16 protein-coding genes are annotated in these 20,059 nt (G+C 53.5%); 10 read left to right on the top strand and 6 right to left on the bottom strand.

The genetic code is table 11. The features are described 5' to 3' along the window. Position 1 precedes the first annotated feature (1 nt). On the bottom strand, positions 2 to 796 hold the full coding sequence (locus NHM04_RS08895) for a transporter substrate-binding domain-containing protein (RefSeq protein WP_254263441.1): 795 nt from the start codon (positions 794 to 796) through the stop codon (positions 2 to 4). Between the two features lie 260 nt (positions 797 to 1,056). Between NHM04_RS08895 and dauA the strand changes: the two genes are divergently transcribed. From dauA to NHM04_RS08865, 6 genes are all read left to right on the top strand, one after another. After that, complete coding sequence (dauA, locus tag NHM04_RS08890) at positions 1,057 to 2,805, top strand: C4-dicarboxylic acid transporter DauA (RefSeq protein WP_254263440.1); 1,749 nt, start codon at positions 1,057 to 1,059, stop codon at positions 2,803 to 2,805. Between the two features lie 130 nt (positions 2,806 to 2,935). Then, complete coding sequence (locus NHM04_RS08885) at positions 2,936 to 3,430, top strand: TspO/MBR family protein (protein WP_254263439.1); 495 nt, start codon at positions 2,936 to 2,938, stop codon at positions 3,428 to 3,430. Positions 3,431 to 3,744: 314 nt separating this feature from the next. Beyond that, positions 3,745 to 4,752: an HAD family phosphatase gene (locus NHM04_RS08880; protein ID WP_254263438.1), complete on the top strand. Its 1,008-nt coding sequence runs from the start codon at positions 3,745 to 3,747 to the stop codon at positions 4,750 to 4,752. 301 nt (positions 4,753 to 5,053) lie between these two features. Next, the gene (locus NHM04_RS08875; RefSeq protein WP_254263437.1) at positions 5,054 to 7,165 is read left to right on the top strand and encodes a BCCT family transporter; all 2,112 of its coding nucleotides are present in this window, start codon (positions 5,054 to 5,056) and stop codon (positions 7,163 to 7,165) included. 9 nt (positions 7,166 to 7,174) lie between these two features. After that, complete coding sequence (locus tag NHM04_RS08870; RefSeq protein ID WP_254263436.1) at positions 7,175 to 8,434, top strand: porin; 1,260 nt, start codon at positions 7,175 to 7,177, stop codon at positions 8,432 to 8,434. 12 nt (positions 8,435 to 8,446) lie between these two features. Beyond that, complete coding sequence (locus NHM04_RS08865; RefSeq protein ID WP_254263435.1) at positions 8,447 to 9,523, top strand: ABC transporter substrate-binding protein; 1,077 nt, start codon at positions 8,447 to 8,449, stop codon at positions 9,521 to 9,523. 123 nt (positions 9,524 to 9,646) lie between these two features. On the opposite strand, the gene NHM04_RS08860 is transcribed toward NHM04_RS08865, so the two are convergent. Beyond that, complete coding sequence (locus NHM04_RS08860; RefSeq protein ID WP_254263434.1) at positions 9,647 to 10,513, bottom strand: hypothetical protein; 867 nt, start codon at positions 10,511 to 10,513, stop codon at positions 9,647 to 9,649. A gap of 224 nt (positions 10,514 to 10,737) precedes the next feature. After that, on the bottom strand, positions 10,738 to 11,742 hold the full coding sequence (locus NHM04_RS08855) for an NAD(P)-dependent alcohol dehydrogenase (RefSeq protein ID WP_254263433.1): 1,005 nt from the start codon (positions 11,740 to 11,742) through the stop codon (positions 10,738 to 10,740). Positions 11,743 to 11,868: 126 nt separating this feature from the next. On the opposite strand from NHM04_RS08855, the gene NHM04_RS08850 reads away from it, so the two are divergent. From NHM04_RS08850 to NHM04_RS08840, 3 genes are all read left to right on the top strand, one after another. Continuing rightward, the gene (locus NHM04_RS08850) at positions 11,869 to 12,786 is read left to right on the top strand and encodes a LysR family transcriptional regulator (RefSeq protein ID WP_254263432.1); all 918 of its coding nucleotides are present in this window, start codon (positions 11,869 to 11,871) and stop codon (positions 12,784 to 12,786) included. 105 nt (positions 12,787 to 12,891) lie between these two features. Beyond that, the gene (locus NHM04_RS08845) at positions 12,892 to 13,563 is read left to right on the top strand and encodes a lysozyme inhibitor LprI family protein (RefSeq protein WP_254263431.1); all 672 of its coding nucleotides are present in this window, start codon (positions 12,892 to 12,894) and stop codon (positions 13,561 to 13,563) included. 64 nt (positions 13,564 to 13,627) lie between these two features. Then, positions 13,628 to 14,431: a hypothetical protein gene (locus NHM04_RS08840; RefSeq protein WP_254263430.1), complete on the top strand. Its 804-nt coding sequence runs from the start codon at positions 13,628 to 13,630 to the stop codon at positions 14,429 to 14,431. Between the two features lie 20 nt (positions 14,432 to 14,451). On the opposite strand, the gene NHM04_RS08835 is transcribed toward NHM04_RS08840, so the two are convergent. Both NHM04_RS08835 and fusA read right to left on the bottom strand, forming a co-directional pair. Beyond that, a complete protein-coding gene (locus tag NHM04_RS08835; protein ID WP_254263429.1) occupies positions 14,452 to 15,462 on the bottom strand; it encodes a Solitary outer membrane autotransporter beta-barrel domain in 1,011 nt (336 codons plus the stop codon). Positions 15,463 to 15,588: 126 nt separating this feature from the next. Beyond that, entirely contained in the window at positions 15,589 to 17,679 is a 2,091-nt protein-coding gene (gene fusA / locus NHM04_RS08830) for an elongation factor G (RefSeq protein WP_254263428.1), read from the bottom strand. A gap of 360 nt (positions 17,680 to 18,039) precedes the next feature. On the opposite strand from fusA, the gene NHM04_RS08825 reads away from it, so the two are divergent. Next, the gene (locus NHM04_RS08825; RefSeq protein WP_254263427.1) at positions 18,040 to 19,281 is read left to right on the top strand and encodes an EAL domain-containing protein; all 1,242 of its coding nucleotides are present in this window, start codon (positions 18,040 to 18,042) and stop codon (positions 19,279 to 19,281) included. Here NHM04_RS08825 and NHM04_RS08820 read toward each other — a convergent pair. Further along, positions 19,278 to 20,057 (bottom strand): polysaccharide deacetylase family protein, encoded by a 780-nt coding sequence (locus NHM04_RS08820; RefSeq protein WP_254263426.1) that lies wholly within the window; start codon positions 20,055 to 20,057, stop codon positions 19,278 to 19,280. The two genes, NHM04_RS08825 and NHM04_RS08820, sit on opposite strands and share 4 nt — an antisense overlap. Between the last annotated feature and the right edge of the window lie 2 nt (positions 20,058 to 20,059).

Raw genomic sequence — 20,059 nt, 5'->3', positions numbered from 1 at the left:
ATCACGGATGCTGGGCCAATAATGGGGTTTTTAAATCGGGGAACAGGGTCGGGTTGGGGTGATCCAGTACGAGCATTTGCGTCTCGCGCTGGCGAATGGCCTCCAGTGCTGAGCCAAAGTGGCGCTGCATTAACTGGTTAAGAGTGCCGTTGTCGGTAACTTTAACCAGCCCTTGGTGGATTCGCTGGGCAAGCTCAGGCTGACTGCCGCTGACGTAAAAAACCATGGCGTGCGGGTAGTAAAGAATCAGCTCGGGGAGGATGCTGAGCTGACTGGCCGCCGCGCTGGCTCGCAACTCGCTTTGCGCTTCGGCAAGGCCCAGCAGTACAGCGTCAAAGCGCCCGTAGGCAAGCATATTCAATAAGTTCTCATAGCGGCCGCTGTCATCTACCGTGTAGTCGTTAAAGCGCAGAATGTCGGTATCGAGCCAACCTTTGCCCTGGCCTATCACTAAATTACGCAGTTGATTTTGCGCTGCGGAATTTTGTATTTGGGGTAGCTCGGTGGTGCGCACTATTGCTGCGCGATAGCCCAGCAAGCCATTCATGGTAGGGAGTTCAATGGGTAAAAGCTGGCCACTTTCGGTGTAGTTATCGCGTTGCAGGCCCGAGACATAGACGTTAACGATGTCCCCTTGTGCTACAGCCTGACGGCCGCGCTCGGAGCCTAGAAGGTCATTGTTGATACTAAACTGATACGCCGGATACTCATCGTCGGTGGCCTGGAGAATGGCCTGCAGAAGGTCGGCTTCGTAGGCGGTGCGGCCGTTTTTACCGCCCCAAAGTGTTACTTTCATAGGGGCGCTCGGCGATACTTTGGGCTGCGCCAAAGCGCTCGGGCTCAAGCAAAGGATAATGCTAATGAGAGCCGCAAAGAAGGCTACATACTTCGCTAATCTGGTGCACTGCATACATCCGCCCAGTGAGCCTACGATCAGTGTCGTGGCGTATATTGTGTCATTATTGTGACAAGTGTTATATCCCTTTGCCCGGGGCTTGGCAAGGGGGCAGGTGTATACTTTACAGTTGAGTTCAAGGAGCTGGAAACGGGCGCGCTATGTCGGCAAGACGCAATTTACTGGGGTTGAAGGTAGCGAGCGCTGTGCGCGAAAGCTGCTTTGATGAGGGCTATAACGTCGCCAAGCTGCGCGGCGATTTGCTGGCTGGCATCACTGTGGGCATTTCGGCCATCCCCCTATCTATGGCTCTGGCCATCGCGATCGGCGTGCCGCCCGAACACGGTTTGTACACCTCGCTGGTGGCGGGCTTGTTGATGGCCTTGTTGGGCGGCTCGCGTTTTTCGGTGTCCGGCCCCACCGCTGCTTTCGTCGTTATTTTACAGCCGGTAGTGCAGCAGTTTGGCTTGTCGGGTTTACTGCTTACGACCTTGATGTCCGGCGTGTTTATGATGCTGATGGCAGTGGCCAGATTCGGCCGGGTGGTCACCTATATTCCCAATACCGTGACTTTTGGTTTCACCCTGGGTATCGCCCTTATTTTGGCTACTATTCAGTTGCCTGACTTGCTCGGCCTGGTGCTGACAGAGCCCATGCCGGATTTTTACTTTGCCAAGTTGTGGATGATCCTGCGGCATCTGGCTACGGTGCACTGGCCCACTTTGTTGGTGAGCTTTGTCTCTTTTGCGGTGATGTACGCCTGGCCACTGTTGCGCATTCCCATTCCCGCTCATTTGCTGACCATTGTTGCCGGTACGCTCTTGGCCTTTTTACTGGCGCACTGGGGTTACCCGGTGGCGACCATTGCCACCAGCTTTGAGTATCAGGCTCCAGCCGGGCATACCGTGGCGGGCATTCCCAACTTTCTGCCGGAGTTAGTTCTCCCCTGGCAGCAGAGCCAGGGGGAGCCCTGGTCGCTGGAGATGATGAGTTCGCTCTTGCCCCAGGCGCTCACTATCGCCTTGCTGGGAGCTATTGAGGCCTTGCTGTGCGCGGTAATGCTGGAGCGCATGACTGGCAAGCGCTATCACGCGAATGCCGAGGTGTTTGGCCTGGGGGTGGGTAATACGGCGGCGGCATTTTTTGGTGGGTTCAGTGCCGCCCCCGAGCTGGCGCGCTCCACCACTAACCTTCGCGCCGGGGCGGCAACACCTATGGCCTCGGTGGTGCATGCACTAGTGATTGCAGTGAGTTTGCTGTGGATTGCTCCCTACCTCAAGCACTTGCCCATGGCCTCTATGGCCACGCTGGTGATTATTGTCGCCTGGCGGATGTGTTACGGCCGCCAGATTATCGCCACTGTGCGCACCGCACCGCCTGCGGATGTACTGGTGTTTACGGTCTGCTTACTGCTCACACTAATGGTGGATATGGTAGTGGCGATTGGCAGCGCGGTGGTGATTGCTGCCCTGTTGTTTATGCGCGATATCGCCGCCATGACAAAGGTCAGTGATATCACCAAAAAGCTCAAACATGTGCCCAAGCCGCTGCCAGAGGGGTGGCGGGTGGTTAAAATTTCTGGGCCGCTGTTTTTTGCCGCGGCGGATAAGATATTTGCCGAGTTGGATCGATTGGCAAAGGACCAGCGCGGTTTAGTGATTCATATGGATGGCGTGCCTTTACTGGATGCTGGTGGACTTGACGGTTTTGCTACTTTCTTAAAGCGCTGTAAAAAACGTAAAGTAGAGCTGGTACTGTCTGATATACAGTTTCAGCCGTTAAAGGCGATGGTGAAGGCGCAAATAAAGCCAGAAAACGGGAATTTTGTTGTCTACCCCACCTTGGCAGAAGCCTTGGACGCGGTGATCGATTCCGATCCGCGAGTGAAGCCGGTGGTGGAAGATTCCTAAGCCGTAGGATCAAGTGCGCTGCGACGTCACAGTGCAGTAAAGAGTCAGTTCGGGCTTGGTATGTCAGTGAGCCAAAATAGTCCTCGGTGCGTAGTGCAACGAGGATTGTTCAACCAATAAGGACGCAATAATGAAGTTGTTTGCAACACGGAGCTCATGGCTGGCGTTATTAGCTTGGTTGGCTTTAAGTTTTGCCGCTGCCGGTGTTGGCGGTCTCGCGGCTGCAGATGCGCAGGAGTTTTATAGTCTACTGCAGCAGCCGTCCTGGGCACCGCCAGGTAAAGCGTTTGGCCCGGTGTGGACGGCGCTGTACGTTATGATGGCGGTAGCTGCATGGCTCGTGTGGCTGCAGCGAGCTAAGCCGCACGCACGTAAAGGCCTGATATTTTTTGTTTTACAGTTAGTGGCTAATGCCCTGTGGTGCTGGCTATTTTTTGCCTGGAAAATGGGTGGCCTGGCGTTTCTCGATGTCCTGATTCTGTGGGCGCTACTCTCTTGCACTGTGTACCACTTTGCCTTTGTCAGCCGCTGGGCGGCGGCACTGATGTTGCCCTGTTGGGGGTGGGTAACCTTTGCTGTTGCACTGAATCTGGTGGTTTGGCAGCTTAATCCTCAGAACTTGTAGTCTGATCCCCGCTGTGAACAAACGTGTTTGTGTGTGCGAATAGCAAACGAGGCTCTAACTGCTGCATATTGTCCGCCAGCGCGAGGAAGCAATGTGACTAGCTGGCGTGGCTGCGGTTATCAGCTGTCATAAAAGTGGCTATACTATTACGCCTGTGTTGAGTGCGCGGCCACACAGAACACCACAGAGGTGTGGTTGATCTATGCGTGCAATCGAACAACAGTTCAATTTTGCGAATACCTCGCAGCTACCGCTCAACAACTATTTTTAGTGCGGGCTCGCGCTCGCCGTATCGATGCAAAAGGATATTGGTTATGAACACATCTGTTCACGCTAGGCTGGCATCTTTTATCTCAGTGTGGCTGCTTTTCGCGCTTGCGGTAAACGTGCAAGCTGACGAGCCCTTACCGTCCTGGAAAGATGGCCCCACCAAACAGACCATTATTGAATACGTCAAAAAAGTCACAACTCCTGGCTCCGCTGATTTTGTACCTGCGGCTGAACGCATTGTAACCACCGATAATGACGGCACACTCTGGTCCGAACAGCCTGTTTATTTTCAGCTGCTGTTCGCGCTGGATCGCATCAAGGCTCTGTCCAAAGATAATCCGCAGTGGAAAGAGATTGAGCCTTACAAAAGTGTTTTAAATGGAGATATGAAGAAACTGTCCGCCGGTGGAATGGACGCTTTAATGAAAATTATCGCGGAAACTCATACCGGAATGTCGGAGCAGGAGTTCGCACAAATTGCCGCCGATTGGCTGGCTAATGCCAAGCACCCGGGCACGGGAAAAACCTATACCGATATGGTGTATCAACCGATGCTTGAGCTGATGGATTACTTGCGAGCCAATGATTTTAAAGTGTTTATTGTCTCTGGTGGCGGTATTGGTTTTTTACGCGTTTTTGCAGAGGATGTTTACGGTGTGCCGCCTGAGCAGGTTGTGGGTTCTACCATTGAGGCTAAATATGTAATGAATGATGGCGTGCCCGCCGTAATACGCCAGCCGGCTCTTAGTTTAATCGACGATAAAGAGGGTAAGCCCGTTGGTATTTCTCGCCATATTGGGCGTCGACCATTAATTGCGATAGGCAATTCAGATGGTGATTTACAGATGCTGCAGTACACGACTATTGCTCGCAACGAAACCGACACTACCCCGCGTTTGGGCGTCATTATTCACCACACGGATGCCGAGCGCGAATACGCCTATGACCGCAAGTCGCATATCGGCAAGCTTGATGCCGCCTTGGATGAAGCCTCCCAGCGCGGTTGGTTGGTCGTCGATATGAAAGAAGATTGGAGCCAAATTTACCCTTAACAAGATCAGGGCGGACGCTGAACCGCCCGAAGATGTGCTTATGTGTGTTGCAGTGAAGATAGGCAAATGAGTGTGCAGCGCTCAGCCTCTTCTGCCAGGTTTTGTCTGCAGTGTGAAATGTCTCAACCTGGCGCTTCATTGACTATTCCGCCCAACGCGGGCGCGAACTTCAAATTACTGGCTGTTAGTTGCCGTGCAGGGCTTGCAAGATGAAATGCGCGCAGTCAACTGATAGGCTGTACTTAAATAGTGTTATCAGGCACTAGTCTAAGAAAGTTTTTTGCAATCCCAGGATGGACTTATGACGGAAGAAAAAACCAAGAGCAGTTCTACGGTTCTCATTCCAGTATTTATCCCCGCTGTGGTGGTTATCTTTTTACTGGTGGTTGGCACCATCAGCAATCCAGATTTAGCGGGTAATCTGTTTGAATCAACCCTTTCTTACATCACCGAAACCTTCGGCTGGTTTTATATGCTGTCGGTGGCTTTCTTTTTGGTGTTTATCGTCAGTGTGGCCATGACAAAGTGGGGTAGTATCAAGCTCGGCCCGGATCATGCCGATGCGCAGTACAGCTTTCCCGAGTGGTTCGCCATGTTGTTCTCAGCCGGCTACGGTATTGCACTGCTGTTTTTTGGTGTGGCGGAGCCGGTGCTTCACTACGCCTCGCCGCCAGCGGGAGCGGCAGAAACAGTCGGCTCTGCGAAACAGGCAATGCAAATCGCTTTTTTTCACTGGGGTTTTCACATCTGGGCCATTTACGGCCTGGTTGGGTTGGTACTGGCGTACTTTGCCTTCCGCCACGGCTTGCCACTTTCTATTCGCTCGGCGCTCTATCCGTTGGTGGGCGATCGCATTTACGGGCCCATCGGTCACGCGGTGGATGTTTTTGCCATTCTCGGCACTATGTTTGGTATTGCCACCACCCTGGGGCTGTCCGTCACGCAAATTAATGCCGGGATTAATTATCTTTGGCCGTCCATTCCCGTCAGTACCACTGTGCAGCTGATTACCATCGCCTGCATTACCGGTTTGGCAATTTTTTCGGTAGTTGCGGGCATGGATAAAGGCGTAAAGCGACTGTCTATTTTGAATATGGTGCTGGCCGTATCGCTGATGATTTTTGTCTTTATTGTCGGCCCGTCGGTACACATTCTGGAAACCTTCTTACAAAACACCGGTAGCTATCTCAACTTCATTGTCGAGCGCACATTTAACTTGGAAGCTTATTCGCGCAGCGACTGGATTGGAAATTGGACGCTGTTTATTTTTGGCTGGACTATCGCCTGGGCTCCATTTGTGGGGCTGTTTATTGCCAAGATTAGTCGCGGCCGCACCATTCGCGAGTTTGTGGTGGGGGTAATGTTGGTGCCTTCACTGTTTACCTTTTTGTGGTTTTCGGTTTTCGGCGATACCGCGCTCAATGAAATTATGAACGAGGGCTACACCTCGCTGATTGGTGAGGTGCAGAACAACCAGGCCATCGCCTTGTTTAAACTGTACGAAGTCCTGCCTTGGACCTCTGTTGTATCGTTCATTACTGTGTTGCTGATTATTACGTTCTTCGTTACTTCTTCGGACTCGGGCTCGCTGGTGATCGATTCCCTGGCCTCGGGCGGTGCATTACACACGCCTGCCTGGCAGCGCGTGTTCTGGGCCTCTGCCGAGGGCGTTGTGGCTGGCACCTTGTTGCTCGCCGGCGGGCTGGGCGCACTGCAAACCATGACCATTGCCAGTGCTTTGCCGTTTAGCATTATTATGATTATTTCGGCCGTGGGTATGTGGCGCGCCCTGGTCATTGAAGGACACCACCAAAGCAGTTTGAAAACCGATGTGCATCAGCGCTTCTCTGGCACCAACGGGCGAGGCCTATGGCGCCAGCGGTTGCACGGCCTGGTGAACTTTCCCAACCTTGAGGAAGTTCAGCAGTTTATGGACACCACCGTCAGTAAAGCGATGCATCGGGTAGAACGCGAGCTGGTTAAAGAGGGCTGGCAGGCCGCGGTGCGCGAGGATCGGGATAATAACCGCATCTATCTGGAAGTGATTAAAGACGAACACGTAGATTTTATTTACGAGATCCGTCGCCTCGAGCATCCGCTGCCAGATTATGCGTATGAACAGGGTTTACGCTCTGATGAAGAGCAAGAAAACTACTATCGCGCTGAGGTTTTCCTGCGCCGCGGTGGGCAGTCTTACGATGTGTTCGGCTTTGATCAGCAGGATATTATTACCGATATTCTCGATCAGTTTGAAAAGCATCTGCACTTTTTGCACATCTCTACCGCCAGCTTGCCCTGGCGTATGGAAGAGCACGACGACATGTTGGCGACTCCGCCCGAGCCGCCAGAGGATGAGCCGGGAGTTAAAAAAGGTGGATCGGAGAATAAGCCGCACACACCATCAGCGAGCTAGGAGGCCAGCGTGAACGCTATACGTTATTTTGTAATCAGCTCTGCTTCTGTTTTAGCGATGAGCGCGAGTGCGGAACAGACCAACGAGCAGTTGCAGGAGCAGATTGAAATTTTACAGCAGCGCATAGAAGCACTGGAGCGTCAGCAAAACAGTGTTGCCGAGCAAAACCTGGGCGCGGTGGAGCTAGCTGCTGAACGTGAAGATGCCTCTGAAGCCAAAGAGGCGGATGAGCCGCCGATTCACATTGGTGGGGCACTGCGTTTCAACGTAATTTATCGCGATGATGTGGACGCTTCGGTAGGTAAAAAAGGCGAGAGTGGGCTGGATGTGTTTCGCCTGAATGTGGACGGAAAATTAAATGATTTTTTGATTTCCGCGGAGTATCGGTTTTACGCCTACATGAACGTCATTCACCACGGCTGGGTGGGTTACGAGTTTGATGACGATAGCCAGTTGCAGGTAGGCATCAGTCAGGTTCCGTTTGGTATTTTACCCTATGCCTCACACAATGCCTGGTATGGCGTGCCTTACTATGTGGGGCTGGCGGATGACTATGACATGGGTGTCAAGTATGTGCGTAGCGACGGCCCCTGGAGTTCGCAGCTTGCGTTTTACAAAAACGAAGAGCTGAACGACGCTACTAATCTCGATCGTTACGCTTTTGATCTGGTGCGGGTAGGCGAACAACAAAACGAAGAAACCAACACTTTCAATGGACGACTTGCCTATACCTTTGGCTTGGACTCTGGTTGTGAAACTGAAGTGGGTGCCTCGGTTGAAGTGGGGCAAATGTACAATGCCAGCACCGATAGTAATGGCGATCGCTATGCGGGCGCTGCCCATTTAGACAGCCGCTGCGGGCGCTGGAATTTTCAGTTGCAGGGCACCTCCTACGAATACGATGCTAAAGATCCCGCGGGTGTGGACCCGTCCGTGGTGCGGGTGGGCGCGTTTGCCGGCAGCTACGACATCGACAGCGATGCCGATGTCTTAGTCGCCAATATCGCCTACAACTTGCCATCGCCCTGGCGCTTAATCGACAGTTTGACCTGTTATAACGATTACTCTTTGTTGGATAAATCCATCCATGGCGCAGTGAACTCCGAAATCAACACCACCGGTTGTGCAATTGGCAGTGGCCCTCTGTTCACCTATGTGGATTACATTATGGCGAAAAATATGCCGTACTTTGGTGCCGGTTCGTTGGCCGGAGGCGGCGAGGACGATTGGCAGGGGCGGTTTAACATTAACATCGGATACTATTGGTAACGATTTATGCGTATGCAAGGCTTATGGGCAGGATTACTGCTATCAGCGACCAGTGCGATGGCCTCCGCGGAAACCTTAAACGTGGTTTCGTGGGACGGCGCCTATGTGAAAAGTCAGATCTTAGGGTATATCCGCCCCTATGAAGAGGCGAGTGGCAACCGGGTAAATGTACTTCACTACACTGGCGGAATTGATGAAATCAGGAGTCAGGCGCGTGCCTGGAATGTGTCTTGGGAGGTTGTAGATTTAGAACTCTACGACGCCATTCGAGCCTGTAAAGAAGGGCTACTGGAAACCATTGACCTTGCTGATATGCCCGCGGCTCCTGATGGCACTCCGGCTGAGGATGACTTTATCAATGGCCAGGTGACCCCGTGCGGTGTTCCCAATGTTGCCAGTGCCACGGTTATCAGCTTTGACCCCGAACGCTTTGATAATCCCCCCGGCAGCGTGAAGGACTTTTTCGATCTGGATACCTACCCGGGCAAGCGCGCGCTGCGCAAAACGCCCCAGGGAAATTTGGAGTGGGCGCTTATCGCCGATGGCGTTGCGGCCGATGACGTATACAAGGTGCTGGGTACGGAAAAAGGGCTCAATCGCGCCTTCGCTGTGCTGGATCGTATGAAACCTAATTTGCTCTGGTGGGAAACCGGGCAAGAGGCCATTCGTTTACTGGCAACCGAACAGGTACTAATGTCTTCGGCCTACAACGGCCGGGTAGGGGCCGCCATTGATAGGGGCGAGTCGCTGGACATTTTATGGGATAACCACGTCTGGTATTACGACGTCTGGGCGATTGTGAAAAATGGTCGCAACCCCGAGCTGGCGCTGGATTTTATTCGTTATGCCAGCAAGACCGAAAGTTTGGCCGAGCAGGTTAACTATATTTCCTATGGTCCCATGCGCCATTCGGCCGTCGCTATGCTGGATAAAAAAGTGCGCGAGCGTTTGCCAACCTCAGAGGCGCATTTAAAAAATGCGCTGGAGCTGGATTCGGTATGGTGGTCGGAAAATTTAGACCGGATTAAGCCGCGTTTTGATCGTTGGGTGGATCGCCCTGTGATGGTGCCCAAAGCCTTACCACGATAATACATTTTCGCGCTCCGCACGCTACCGGTTGCGTGCGGGGCGGCGGCAAACGCCAAAGTCATAAACTTAAAAATAAGAGGAAAATTCAGCGAAAAAGCGACCTGCTAAGGTTATGATTACCCCCTATAGAGATGGGCGAAAATTAAAACCGATATTAATGTAAGTGCTACTGCTCATGGCAAAGTCCGGTGCCTCCCAATCGCCATTGTCGACATCCACACTTAAACCTTTCAAACCACCTACCCCGACTTCCAGCTCCAACCAAAAGTGGCTGTGCACGCGCTTTTCTACCGACAAACCTAAATCCCAGTTGTCCATTACATAATTAAATTGATCGCCGTCGGTATCCAGTTGCCAGGAGTTTCCCGCAGGCGCCAGGCCAAAGCGAAACAATAGATCATCGGCGGGGGCGTACATGATTGCAGGCCAGGGCATAATTGCGCTCAATGTCCAGCGTTCATTGAACTGATAGGAGGCGCCAAGGTAGGGAAGCACCAGTGAGGAGTGATCACTGACGTCGAAATACAAACCATAGGCCCACCAGAGATTATCGGTCTGGGTGTAGCGGGCAAAACCTCCACCCATTAGCTCCCAGCTCCACTCGGAGTTCGCGCTGTCGGCTTTGTGGCCCAAAGGCATTAAAAAGCCTCCGGTTTGCCAGTTTTCACTGCGCTGATGAAACCAGCCCACGGGAACACCAACGGACAGCACCTGTAAGTCTTGCTGGGGGTCTGATTCAGGAGAGAGTTTTGACCAGCTAACCCATTCGCCCAAGAGCAAGGCGTCGCGATTGCTCATTAAAATGGGTACCACTGCACCTTGGCTGATGGTGTCCTGGGAAAAGTTGAGCGAGCGTCCATCGTCTAAAATGACTTCGCTGTCCTGATAGTGTTTGGCGCTGGCGAAAGCCAAAGGAAGGAAAGGCACATTGGAGTCGGAGCGGCTAAAACGAATGTCACTCTGGGCAAATTTTTCGGCCCATTCGGTCATAACGCCTGCGTAGGACGGTGCGGTAGAAACTAGTGTTGCGCCGATGAGTAAAAAAAGAGTAAACGTGGTCTGCCTTGACATGTTAAACCGCTAGCTGTGAATGATCAGGCCATTGTGCCCTAGGAAGCCTCTGAAAAACTACTGCGCTAGGCGTTGCGCCTGATTACGCTGACGATGTTTTCCAGAGGCTTCTCAGTGCTTACAGCGCTGCGGCGCTTCTCACCCTAGTCGTTTTTAAGCACGATACGATAATGCGCCTTGCCGTCGCGCAGCGCCTGAATCGCATCGTTAATTTTACTCATGGGATAAGTCTGGGTGGTGGGCTCAATGTTATGTAGCGCCGCAAAGTCCAGCATCTTTTGGATGGTAGCGGGGCTACCCACCGGCGAGCCGGAAACCGAGCGCTGCGCGCCAATCAAGCCAAATACGCCCAGCTCAATAGGCTCTAGGGTGGCGCCCACAAAGTGCAGCCGACCCTTGGGGCCGAGGGTGTTGAGGTAGGCGTTCCAGTCCAGTTTTACATTAACGGTAGACAGAATCAGGTCGAAGTAACCGGCGGCTTCCTCCAGTGCCTCAGCGCTCTTGGAATTGAGCGTTTTGTGGGCGCCCATTTCCAGGGCTTCGGCCTTTTTGTTTTCACTGCTGGTAAAAGCGGTTACCTCACAGCCCCAGGCGCTTAAAAACTTAACCGCCATATGACCCAGACCGCCAATACCGATAACGCCTACTTTTGCCGTTGGCGGCACATCAAACTGTACCAGCGGATTAAACACCGTAATACCGCCGCAAAACAGTGGGCCAGCGGTGTCCGGGTTTACCCCGTCGGGAAGGGCGACAACGGCTTTAGCCTGGGCGCGTACCTTGTCAGCAAACCCGCCGTGGCGTCCGGCGATGGTGGGCTGAGCGCTAGCGCATAAGTTTTGATCGCCATCGTTGCAGGTGCTGCACTCGTTGCAGTAGGCGCTGTGCCAGCCCAGGCCTACGGTTTGGCCTGCTTTTAAATGACTGACATTGTCGCCAGTCGCGGCCACTTTACCGATGACTTCGTGGCCCGGCACAAATGGGTACTGGGTAAAGCCCCACTCGTTATCCAGCATGCTTAGGTCACTGTGGCACAGGCCGCAGGATTCCACGGCAATTTCGACTTCGTCGGCGCCCAGTGGGCCCGGGTCGTATTCGTAGGGGGTTAACTCTTGCCCGGCTTGTTGGGCGGCGTATGCTTTGATCATCTGTCCCTCCTGGATAAAGGTTGAGCAGCGCCGGGTAGTGTTAGCACTGCGATCGGTGATGGGTAAAGCTTAGATTATGGTATCTTGAAGCTGGTGAAACAATGCGACGAAAAGAAACCCACTGTTATGAATTTAGAAACGATAGACTTAAAGGTACTGCGTGTTTTTGTGGCGACGGCGCAGCAGCTGAGTTTTACCCGCGCCTCGGAGGAGTTGGGGGTGCCCAAGTCGGCGGTGAGTAAAGCGGTGCAGCGGCTGGAGTCAGAGCTGGGCGTGCGCTTGTTCGAGCGCTCCTCGCGGGTGGTGCGCCTGACCGAGCCGGGCACCATTTTACTTAACCGCGCCCGCTCCTTATTGGAGGAGGCCTCGTTGATGTTTGCGGATGTTCAGAGCAGCCACCGCCGGGTAAGCGGTCAGTTGCGTCTGGCGGCTCCGCCCGCTTTGGGCCGTTATATTTCGCGCGAGTTGCTGCCGCGTTTTTTGACCGATTGGCCCGAAGTTAATGTCTCTTTGAAGCTATCCTACGACTACGAAGATTTGTTTCGCGAGGGGCTGGATCTGGCCTTTCGCATGGGCGGCCCTCGCGATGACAACCTGATTGAGAAAAAGCTGGGGTACGCCAATCGGGTGGTGGTCGCATCGCCCGCTTACCTTAAGCGCTACGGCGCCATTACTCAGCCACAGCAGCTGCCGGCGCATCGCTGCCTGCAGGTGTTTGATCGCCCGTATATCGACTGGACCCTGACCCGCGCCGGTGCCAGCCATGTGGTGACGGTGCCGGCGGTGTTCCAGTGCAGTGATATGGAAGCGCTCAAAAGCATGCTCCTGGCCGGTGCTGGCGTGGCGCAGTTGCCCTGGCTGGTGGTGCGCGATGAGATAAAAAGCGGGCATTTGGTCGAGGTACTAGCCGGTTGGGTTAGCAGTGGAATGAGTATTTCGGCCGTGTACCGCTTTGGGGTAAATAAACCGGCCAAGCTGGCGGAGTTTTTAGCGCTGATTGATAAGCACCAACATCTTTTTGAGTTGCAGCGTCGCGAACCTTAGGCGGTTTTTGCGCGCGATGAACTGACTGGGTTGTTATAGAATGGATACAAAACGCTAAGGAGACAGGCTGTGCGGCAAAGAGGCTGGTTATTCGGTATCTGGATAATGACTTTACCCGCGTTAGCCATGCACCCGAGCTGGGATGTCAATGGCGACGGGGTCAACGATTGCGAAAACAATGGCAGTTGTGATCACACGATCGACTACACCAAGCCTCGCCCGGTAAGTGATCCCCCGAGCCCCTCATTTTCCTGTGCTGGCGAGCGCTTGAGCTCTGCAGAACAAGCGATATGTGAAACCCCCGATTTGGCGCGCTTAGATCTAGCCTTGCACGACAGCTTTCAGACGCTGCTGCGGAGGCTTGATGATGACGCTTTTACATCTCACCTAAGAGCGGTGCAGCGCGGCTGGATTAAAGGCCGCGATGAGTGCTGGAAATCCCCACCGATAAATGAGTGTGTGGCTAGCGAGTATGCTGAGCGACTGGACGCCCTGCAGCAAACCGCCGTGCAGATAGAACAAGCACGTCATGTCACGGCGGTTTGTGAGCAGGTGCCCGATCTCGCGTTGACGCTTCGTTTTTATTCCTCTCAGCCCGCGGTTGCGACAGTGCTTTGGCGGGAGAACGCATCGCTTATGTATCGTGAATCAACCTCACCACCGTTGTATCGCGGCGCGGATACTGAGCTGCGCGCGCAGGGCGATGAGTTTATTATCAGCGGCGTGGAGGCAGATACACCGCTGCATTGTTGGCCAATAGAGGCGCTGGAAAAATGAAGCAAATAAAAAAATAGCTTTCTTATGGGTAGCAGTGGCGTGCTTGGCAGGGTTGACGGGGTGTGTGTCAATCGAGCAGTCCACCCCTTTGCAGTGGGGCGAGGGGCGCAGTGTGACTCCGGTGCGGGGGCTGCCCGAGAAGCTGCCCTCGGGCATTGTCCGGCTTGAGGAAACTCAGTACGTCTATGTCCATGCCGATCATGGCTCAGAGATGCTGGTTTCCATGGCAGTGCCCATTCCATTTGTTACTGATATGGCGATTTCTAGCTACAAAGAGTCTGTTGATAATGCACATAAGGATCAATACGCCAATAGCGATCCCTACACTATTCCCGTGCGGCAGATGCAAAACCACCCCGCTTTTCGCGCGAGCGGCGGCGACTACACCCTTTACCCTGTGGTGGTGTTGAGTGAGACCTCTGATGAGCGCTACCTGTTATCGCTGGTGTATCAAATAGAGTCCGGCGACTGGATGAGCCGCTACTTCTATCATTTGCCAATGTCGATAGCGGCGGACGACATTCAGTCGATTCCTGAGGCGCAATTGGCTCAGTTGGCGCAACAGCTAGAAGAGGGGGCCGCGATCCTGATTGATACCATCGAAAAGCGGGTGAGCGGTGAGATACCTGAACACGGGCCTGCGGCAACCTTAGGCAGTCTATATTTTGTCAGCGGTAAAATAGGTGGCCTGGTGGGGGCCGAAGTGTTCAAAGTAAAGGATTGCGAAATTTTGCTGGAAGCTGAGGATTATATAGTGGCCCGGGTACCGGGCGACCCGGACACCGACGCCGCAGGTGGAGGCTTAGCATACGGCGTGCACTACCTTTATAGAAACCAGTTAAACCTATTCGACCGCCAGGCGCCCTAGTGTCTGGCGGTTGGCGTGGGTTACATGGCTTCGTTAAACAGTATGACCACACTGCCACCGCTCAGCTCACTGTCGATATTGAGCGACAGACCAATACCGATGTTGTCCAGGAACCGGATGTCGTTGCTGGTATCCACCAGCCAGCCTGCGCCCAGCTCATAGTAATGGTGGGTACCCATCGCCGGCACGGCATCGGCACTTAAATCGATACGGCGGGCCAATAAGCGTATCTGACTGCGACGATTCCAGACATCCGGGGTGTCGTAATGAAATATCAAACTGTTGCTCAGGCGTCCCGCCTCGATGGTGGTCTCTTGTAAGTGGGTGTCGGTATCGAATGAATGACCGATGGCGTAGCGGTAAGTTAATTGATACTCCCAGGTGTGTCCCATAAATTCGCCGCGATAGTGTGCCCCTAAGTTCGGGTCCAGGGTCCATACCTTGTAGGAGGTGTTAAACAGGCTCCTATCAAAGTAGGGGGCAAGAATTTCCAGCACAGGGTCGCGGTAGTCAAAATCATTTTCGTAAAACAATATCTCGCTACCTACTCCCATCTTGAACGCCCAGGCTTGGTTTAGCTCGTAGCGCCAGTTATTTTCGGCGTACAGCAGAAACGTGGTTTCATCCAGGGGGTTACCCAGCGCCTGATCTTCGAATACCAGTTCTTGCTCGGTGGCGATATAAGAAAGCCGCAGTTGCGTTTGTGAGCGCCAGCGCTCACCGTGTGTGCGGGGGGTAAAGTTCCAGGGCAGGGAGTAAGTGGTCAGCTGGCTGCGTTGCTCCAGAGTGGATTCGTCGCCGACATTAATATTTTCAAAATCGACAAATTCGTTGGGGTCAAAATCTACAACTCCCAGGGTGATTAAATTCGCATCCGATAGGACAATTGAGCGGGCACTGTTTTGCGCGACTATTTCTCCGGCAATGTGTCCCAAGCCTAAATCATCAAGAGATTCGGCGGCGAAGCAACTGCTAAAGAGCAGGTTGCTTGCTATAAGTGCGGACGTAAGAGAGCGAGTCTTATTAATCATAGCGATCCTGCTAAAAGCCGAGTCCAGTACCGAGTATGTTTTATAGCAAAAAACGGCTTTTGCCACACCCCAAAACAAAAAAGCCCCGCACACTGGCGGGGCTTTTTCTTAAACGCGGGTTGCCGCTTACTTCTTCTCGGCAGCTTCGCGCTCTTTGACCTTGGCAATCACTTCTTCGGTCACGTTCGCAGGGCATGGAGCATACTTAGAGAACTCCATCGAGAACTGACCGCGACCAGAAGTCATGGTACGCAGATGGCCAATGTAGCCGAACATTTCCGACAGAGGTACTTCTGCCTTAATGCGCACGCCAGTGGCGTTAGGCTCTTGACCGCTGATCATACCGCGACGACGGTTCAGGTCACCGATCACGTCACCTACGTGATCTTCCGGGGTGAACACGTCCACTTTCATCAGAGGCTCCAGCAGCTGAGGACCAGCTTTGGGCATAGACTGACGGAAAGCGCCTTTAGCGGCGATTTCGAAGGCTACCGCCGAGGAGTCAACCGCGTGGTAGGCACCGTCGAACAGCTCGATGTCTACGTCCAGCACAGGGAAGCCAGCCAGCGGGCCTTTTTCCATCATGCTCTTAAAGCCTTTCTCAATGGCCGGGAAGAATTCTTTCGGCACGTTACCGCCCACAACGCTAGAGCGGAAGGTGAAGTCAGAGTTTGGCTCACCGGGCTTGATGCGGTAGTCGATTTTACCAAACTGACCCGAACCACCAGACTGCTTCTTGTGGGTGTAAGAGTCTTCGATTTCCTGGGTAATGGTTTCGCGGTAAGCCACCTGAGGCTGGCCCACTTCCATTTCCACGCCGTAGGTGCGCTTCAGAATGTCTACTTTAATGTCCAGGTGCAGCTCGCCCATACCTTTCAGAATGGTTTCGCCAGAGTCCTGGTCAGTTTCAACCTGGAAGGATGGATCTTCGGCCACCATTTTACCAATGGCGATACCCATCTTCTCGGTTGAGCCTTTGTCTTTCGGTGCAACGGCAATTGAGATAACGGGATCCGGGAACACCATGGCTTCCAGAGTACAGGGGTTTTTCGGATCACACAGGGTGTGACCAGTCTGTACGTTCTTCATACCTACGATGGCGATAATGTCACCGGCCTGGGCGTGACTCAGTTCGTTACGCTCATCCGCCTGCATTTCCACCATACGGCCCACACGCTCGGTTTTACCGGTGAACGAGTTGAGGATGGTGTCGCCTTTGTTCAGTTTACCGGAGTAAATACGTACGAAGGTCAGGGCGCCGAAACGGTCGTCCATAATTTTAAACGCCAGAGCGCGCAGGGGCTCGTCGGCACTTACAATCGCTTTCTCGCCGGTGGGGTTACCTTCTTCGTCGGTCAAATCCTGCGGATCAACTTCGGTAGGAGCTGGCAGGTAGTCAACTACGGCGTCCAGTACCAGCTGCATACCTTTGTTCTTAAAGGCAGAACCACAGAAGGTGGGGAAGAAAGTCAGATCGCGGGTGCCTTTACGGATGCAACGCTTCAGGTCTTCTTCGGAAGGCATTTCGCCATCCATGTAAGCCATCAGCAGGTCGTCGTCGGCTTCCAGAGCGGTTTCGATCAGCTCTTCGCGGTAAGCTTCTACGTCGTCCAGCATATCTTCTGGGATATCTTCAACGCTGTAGTTTTCTGGTTGGCCAGAATCGTCCCATACGTAGGCTTTTTGGCTCAGCAGGTCAACCACACCTTTAAAGGTGTCTTCACGGCCGATTGGCAGAGTCATAACCAGTGGCTTGGCGCCCAGTACGTTTTTGATTTGATCAACCACGTTGAGGAAGTCGGCACCGATACGGTCCAGCTTGTTCACGAAGATGATACGGGCTACTTCAGAGTCGTTAGCATAGCGCCAGTTGGTCTCTGACTGAGGCTCAACACCGCCAGAGCCACAGAAAACGCCAATACCGCCGTCCAGTACCTTCAAAGAACGATACACTTCAACGGTGAAGTCAACGTGTCCGGGGGTGTCGATCACGTTCAGGCGGTGGCCCTTCCATTCACAAGTAACGGCGGCGGACTGAATGGTGATACCGCGCTCGGCTTCCTGCTCCATGAAGTCGGTGGTGGATTCACCCTCGTGCACTTCACCCAGCTTATGGATTTTACCGGTGAGCTTCAGGATACGCTCGGTGGTGGTGGTTTTACCCGCGTCTACGTGGGCAAAGATACCGATGTTTCTATATAAACTAAGGTCTGTCATTTCGATACTCGTTGATCTAGGCCAAAAATTGGACGGCATTGTACAGCGAGGGAGGTACTAATTGCCAATACCAAATGGCCTTGGAAGTCCAGCTTTTTGCTATTTTGCTGAAATTCTTATGTCGGCCCTGAAAATCGATAGTGCAGGGGTATCGTCTACCACTCTTTAATAGGGCGAAAAGAGCTTGGCGCTAAATTGGTGCAGCTTTAGTGCAATATTTTACGGCGCCAATCCAAACCGGTGCATCAAACTGGTTGCTGTGACCCCTAAGGCCGTGGCCGCGTTTGCCGCACTTGGTACGCTTCCTGCTGACATCGTTGTCATTTTGACAGTAGAGTGGGCGTGTCCGACGTTGTGTTTATGAAAGATAAGCTTGTCTTGGCCGGATCGGCGCCTTGTTCGGCCTCACAGGCGCAGGCACGGTATTTTCCCTGTTTTCAGCCCATTATCGAGCTGGAGACAGGTGGCGTGGCTGGCAATGAAGCCCTCGCTAGATGCCTGGATGAGCGGGGAAATATCGTTTCGGCCGCTGCGCTCTTTTTTGACGAGTCGCAGCCGCAGCAGTGGGTGCTGGAGATAGATCGCGCAATTCGGCAAAAGGCACTCGCGCAATTCGCGAAGCAGACGCAGCCAGGCTTTCTGGCCTTAAATATCTCCCCCGAGTGGGTTGATCGGCTGCCCAATACCCACGTGATTCCCACCCTGCAGATGATTGAGTCGCTGCAAGTGGACCCGCGGCGGGTGGTGATTGAGGTAACCGAGCGCAGCGGTAACCTTGAGAACTTGCGGCGTTTAACCCGTGAGTACCAGCGTTATGGCATTCGCGTGGCGGTGGACGACTTTGGCTCGGGGGCGTCGCAGGTCGATCGCATAATTGCGCTGGAGCCCGATCTGATAAAACTGGATATGACTCTGTTTAAGGCGGCCACCGCTGGTGGTGCTGCGGCGGATATCGCTCTGGCCACCACCGCTATGGCGATGCGCGCGGGCTGCCAAATTGTGTGTGAAGGGGTAGAATCTCCCGATGAGTTTGATTTTGCGGTGGAGTGCGGTGCGGATATGGTGCAGGGCTGGATATTCGCGCCCGCCCTTAGCGAGCAGGCGCCGCGCGATGCTTACTGCGCTCAGGTGGGGCAGTTAAAGTCACGCTATTTGCAGCGTAAGTCCGACAGCCATAGGCGTGCATTCCGTCATCAAATGGCCGTAGAGCAAGAGGCGCGCAACTTAAAAGATTGGCTGAATGCCGCAGACCATGCCACAAATATTCATCACACTTTGTCGTCGCGCTCGCTGCACAGCCTGGGTGTACTCAGGTTTTATTGGTGCAACTACGAAGGTACGCAAACCTCGCCCAATTATGAACTGGCAGCCGAGGGTGTTATTGCCGAGGACAACTATCTAGGTAGTAACTGGAGTCACAGACCCTACTTTTCCCGTCTAATCGGTATTCGCGATTTACCCGTGGAACAGATGGTGGTGTCCGACATTTACCGCGATATTCGCAGCGGCGATATGTGCAAAACCTACGCACTGGCGCTGTCGGACACACATATTCTCTTGTTGGATGTACTGGTTAACGACCAAGTGCTGTTCGCTCGCTAGGGCAGACTCTTTGCAATATCCACCATGGGGGCAATCCACAGTTGGCTTTGTTTTTGTTGTAAATAATCCAGCAGTTGTCCGTGGGTGGAGGCGTCTAAGTTCAGCGAGTGCTCGCCGCCAACGCCGTGAAACAAAAACACCAGCAGGCCCTGTTGGGCGATGGCGTTGTCAACCAGAGTTTTTAGTTCATCAAGACTTTGCCCGTTCACCACGTGGGCGGCGATGTTGTAACGCTCGGTTTTGCTCGGTGAGGGAAAGCCTGGGACTACACCGCGTGCGCCTGCAAACATTGGCTTAATCGCGGCCACATAGGATTCGCCGCCCGCTTCGGCGTCGCCACAGGGGTAGGCATAGGTGCGACTGCTTTTGCCATCCAGTGCCTGCAAAACTGTATTGGCAGCTCTCAGGTTGCCCAGCAGGCGCTCCACGGTCCAAGTGGAAAGGTCGCGCTCGGCCGCAACCCACTCGCGACCCGGGCCTTCACCGTTACAGGGGTGAAATAATGTGTGGTTGCCCAGTTCGTGGCCGTTTGCCGCCGCCGCGCGCCACTCTGGTAAGCGTTGGCTAAAGCCCTCGGTGTCAACGGTAATGTAGAAGGTACCTTTGAGGTCGCGTTTATCCAGGGCGGGAATAACAGTGTCCAGGTGCACGTGCAGTGAGTCATCGTAAGTAAGGGCTACCGCGGCATCTTTGCCTTGCCAGGACTCGGCGGCAGCGGTAAATGACAAGCTTAGGCTAAAGGTCAGAGAGGAAAATTTTTTTAATAGTGGGCTCATGT

It is taken from the genome of Gilvimarinus sp. DA14, from assembly GCF_024204685.1.
Taxonomy (GTDB): domain Bacteria; phylum Pseudomonadota; class Gammaproteobacteria; order Pseudomonadales; family Cellvibrionaceae; genus Gilvimarinus.
Note: the sequence above shows the minus strand (reverse complement) of the source record. Positions and strands in the feature narration are given on the sequence as shown.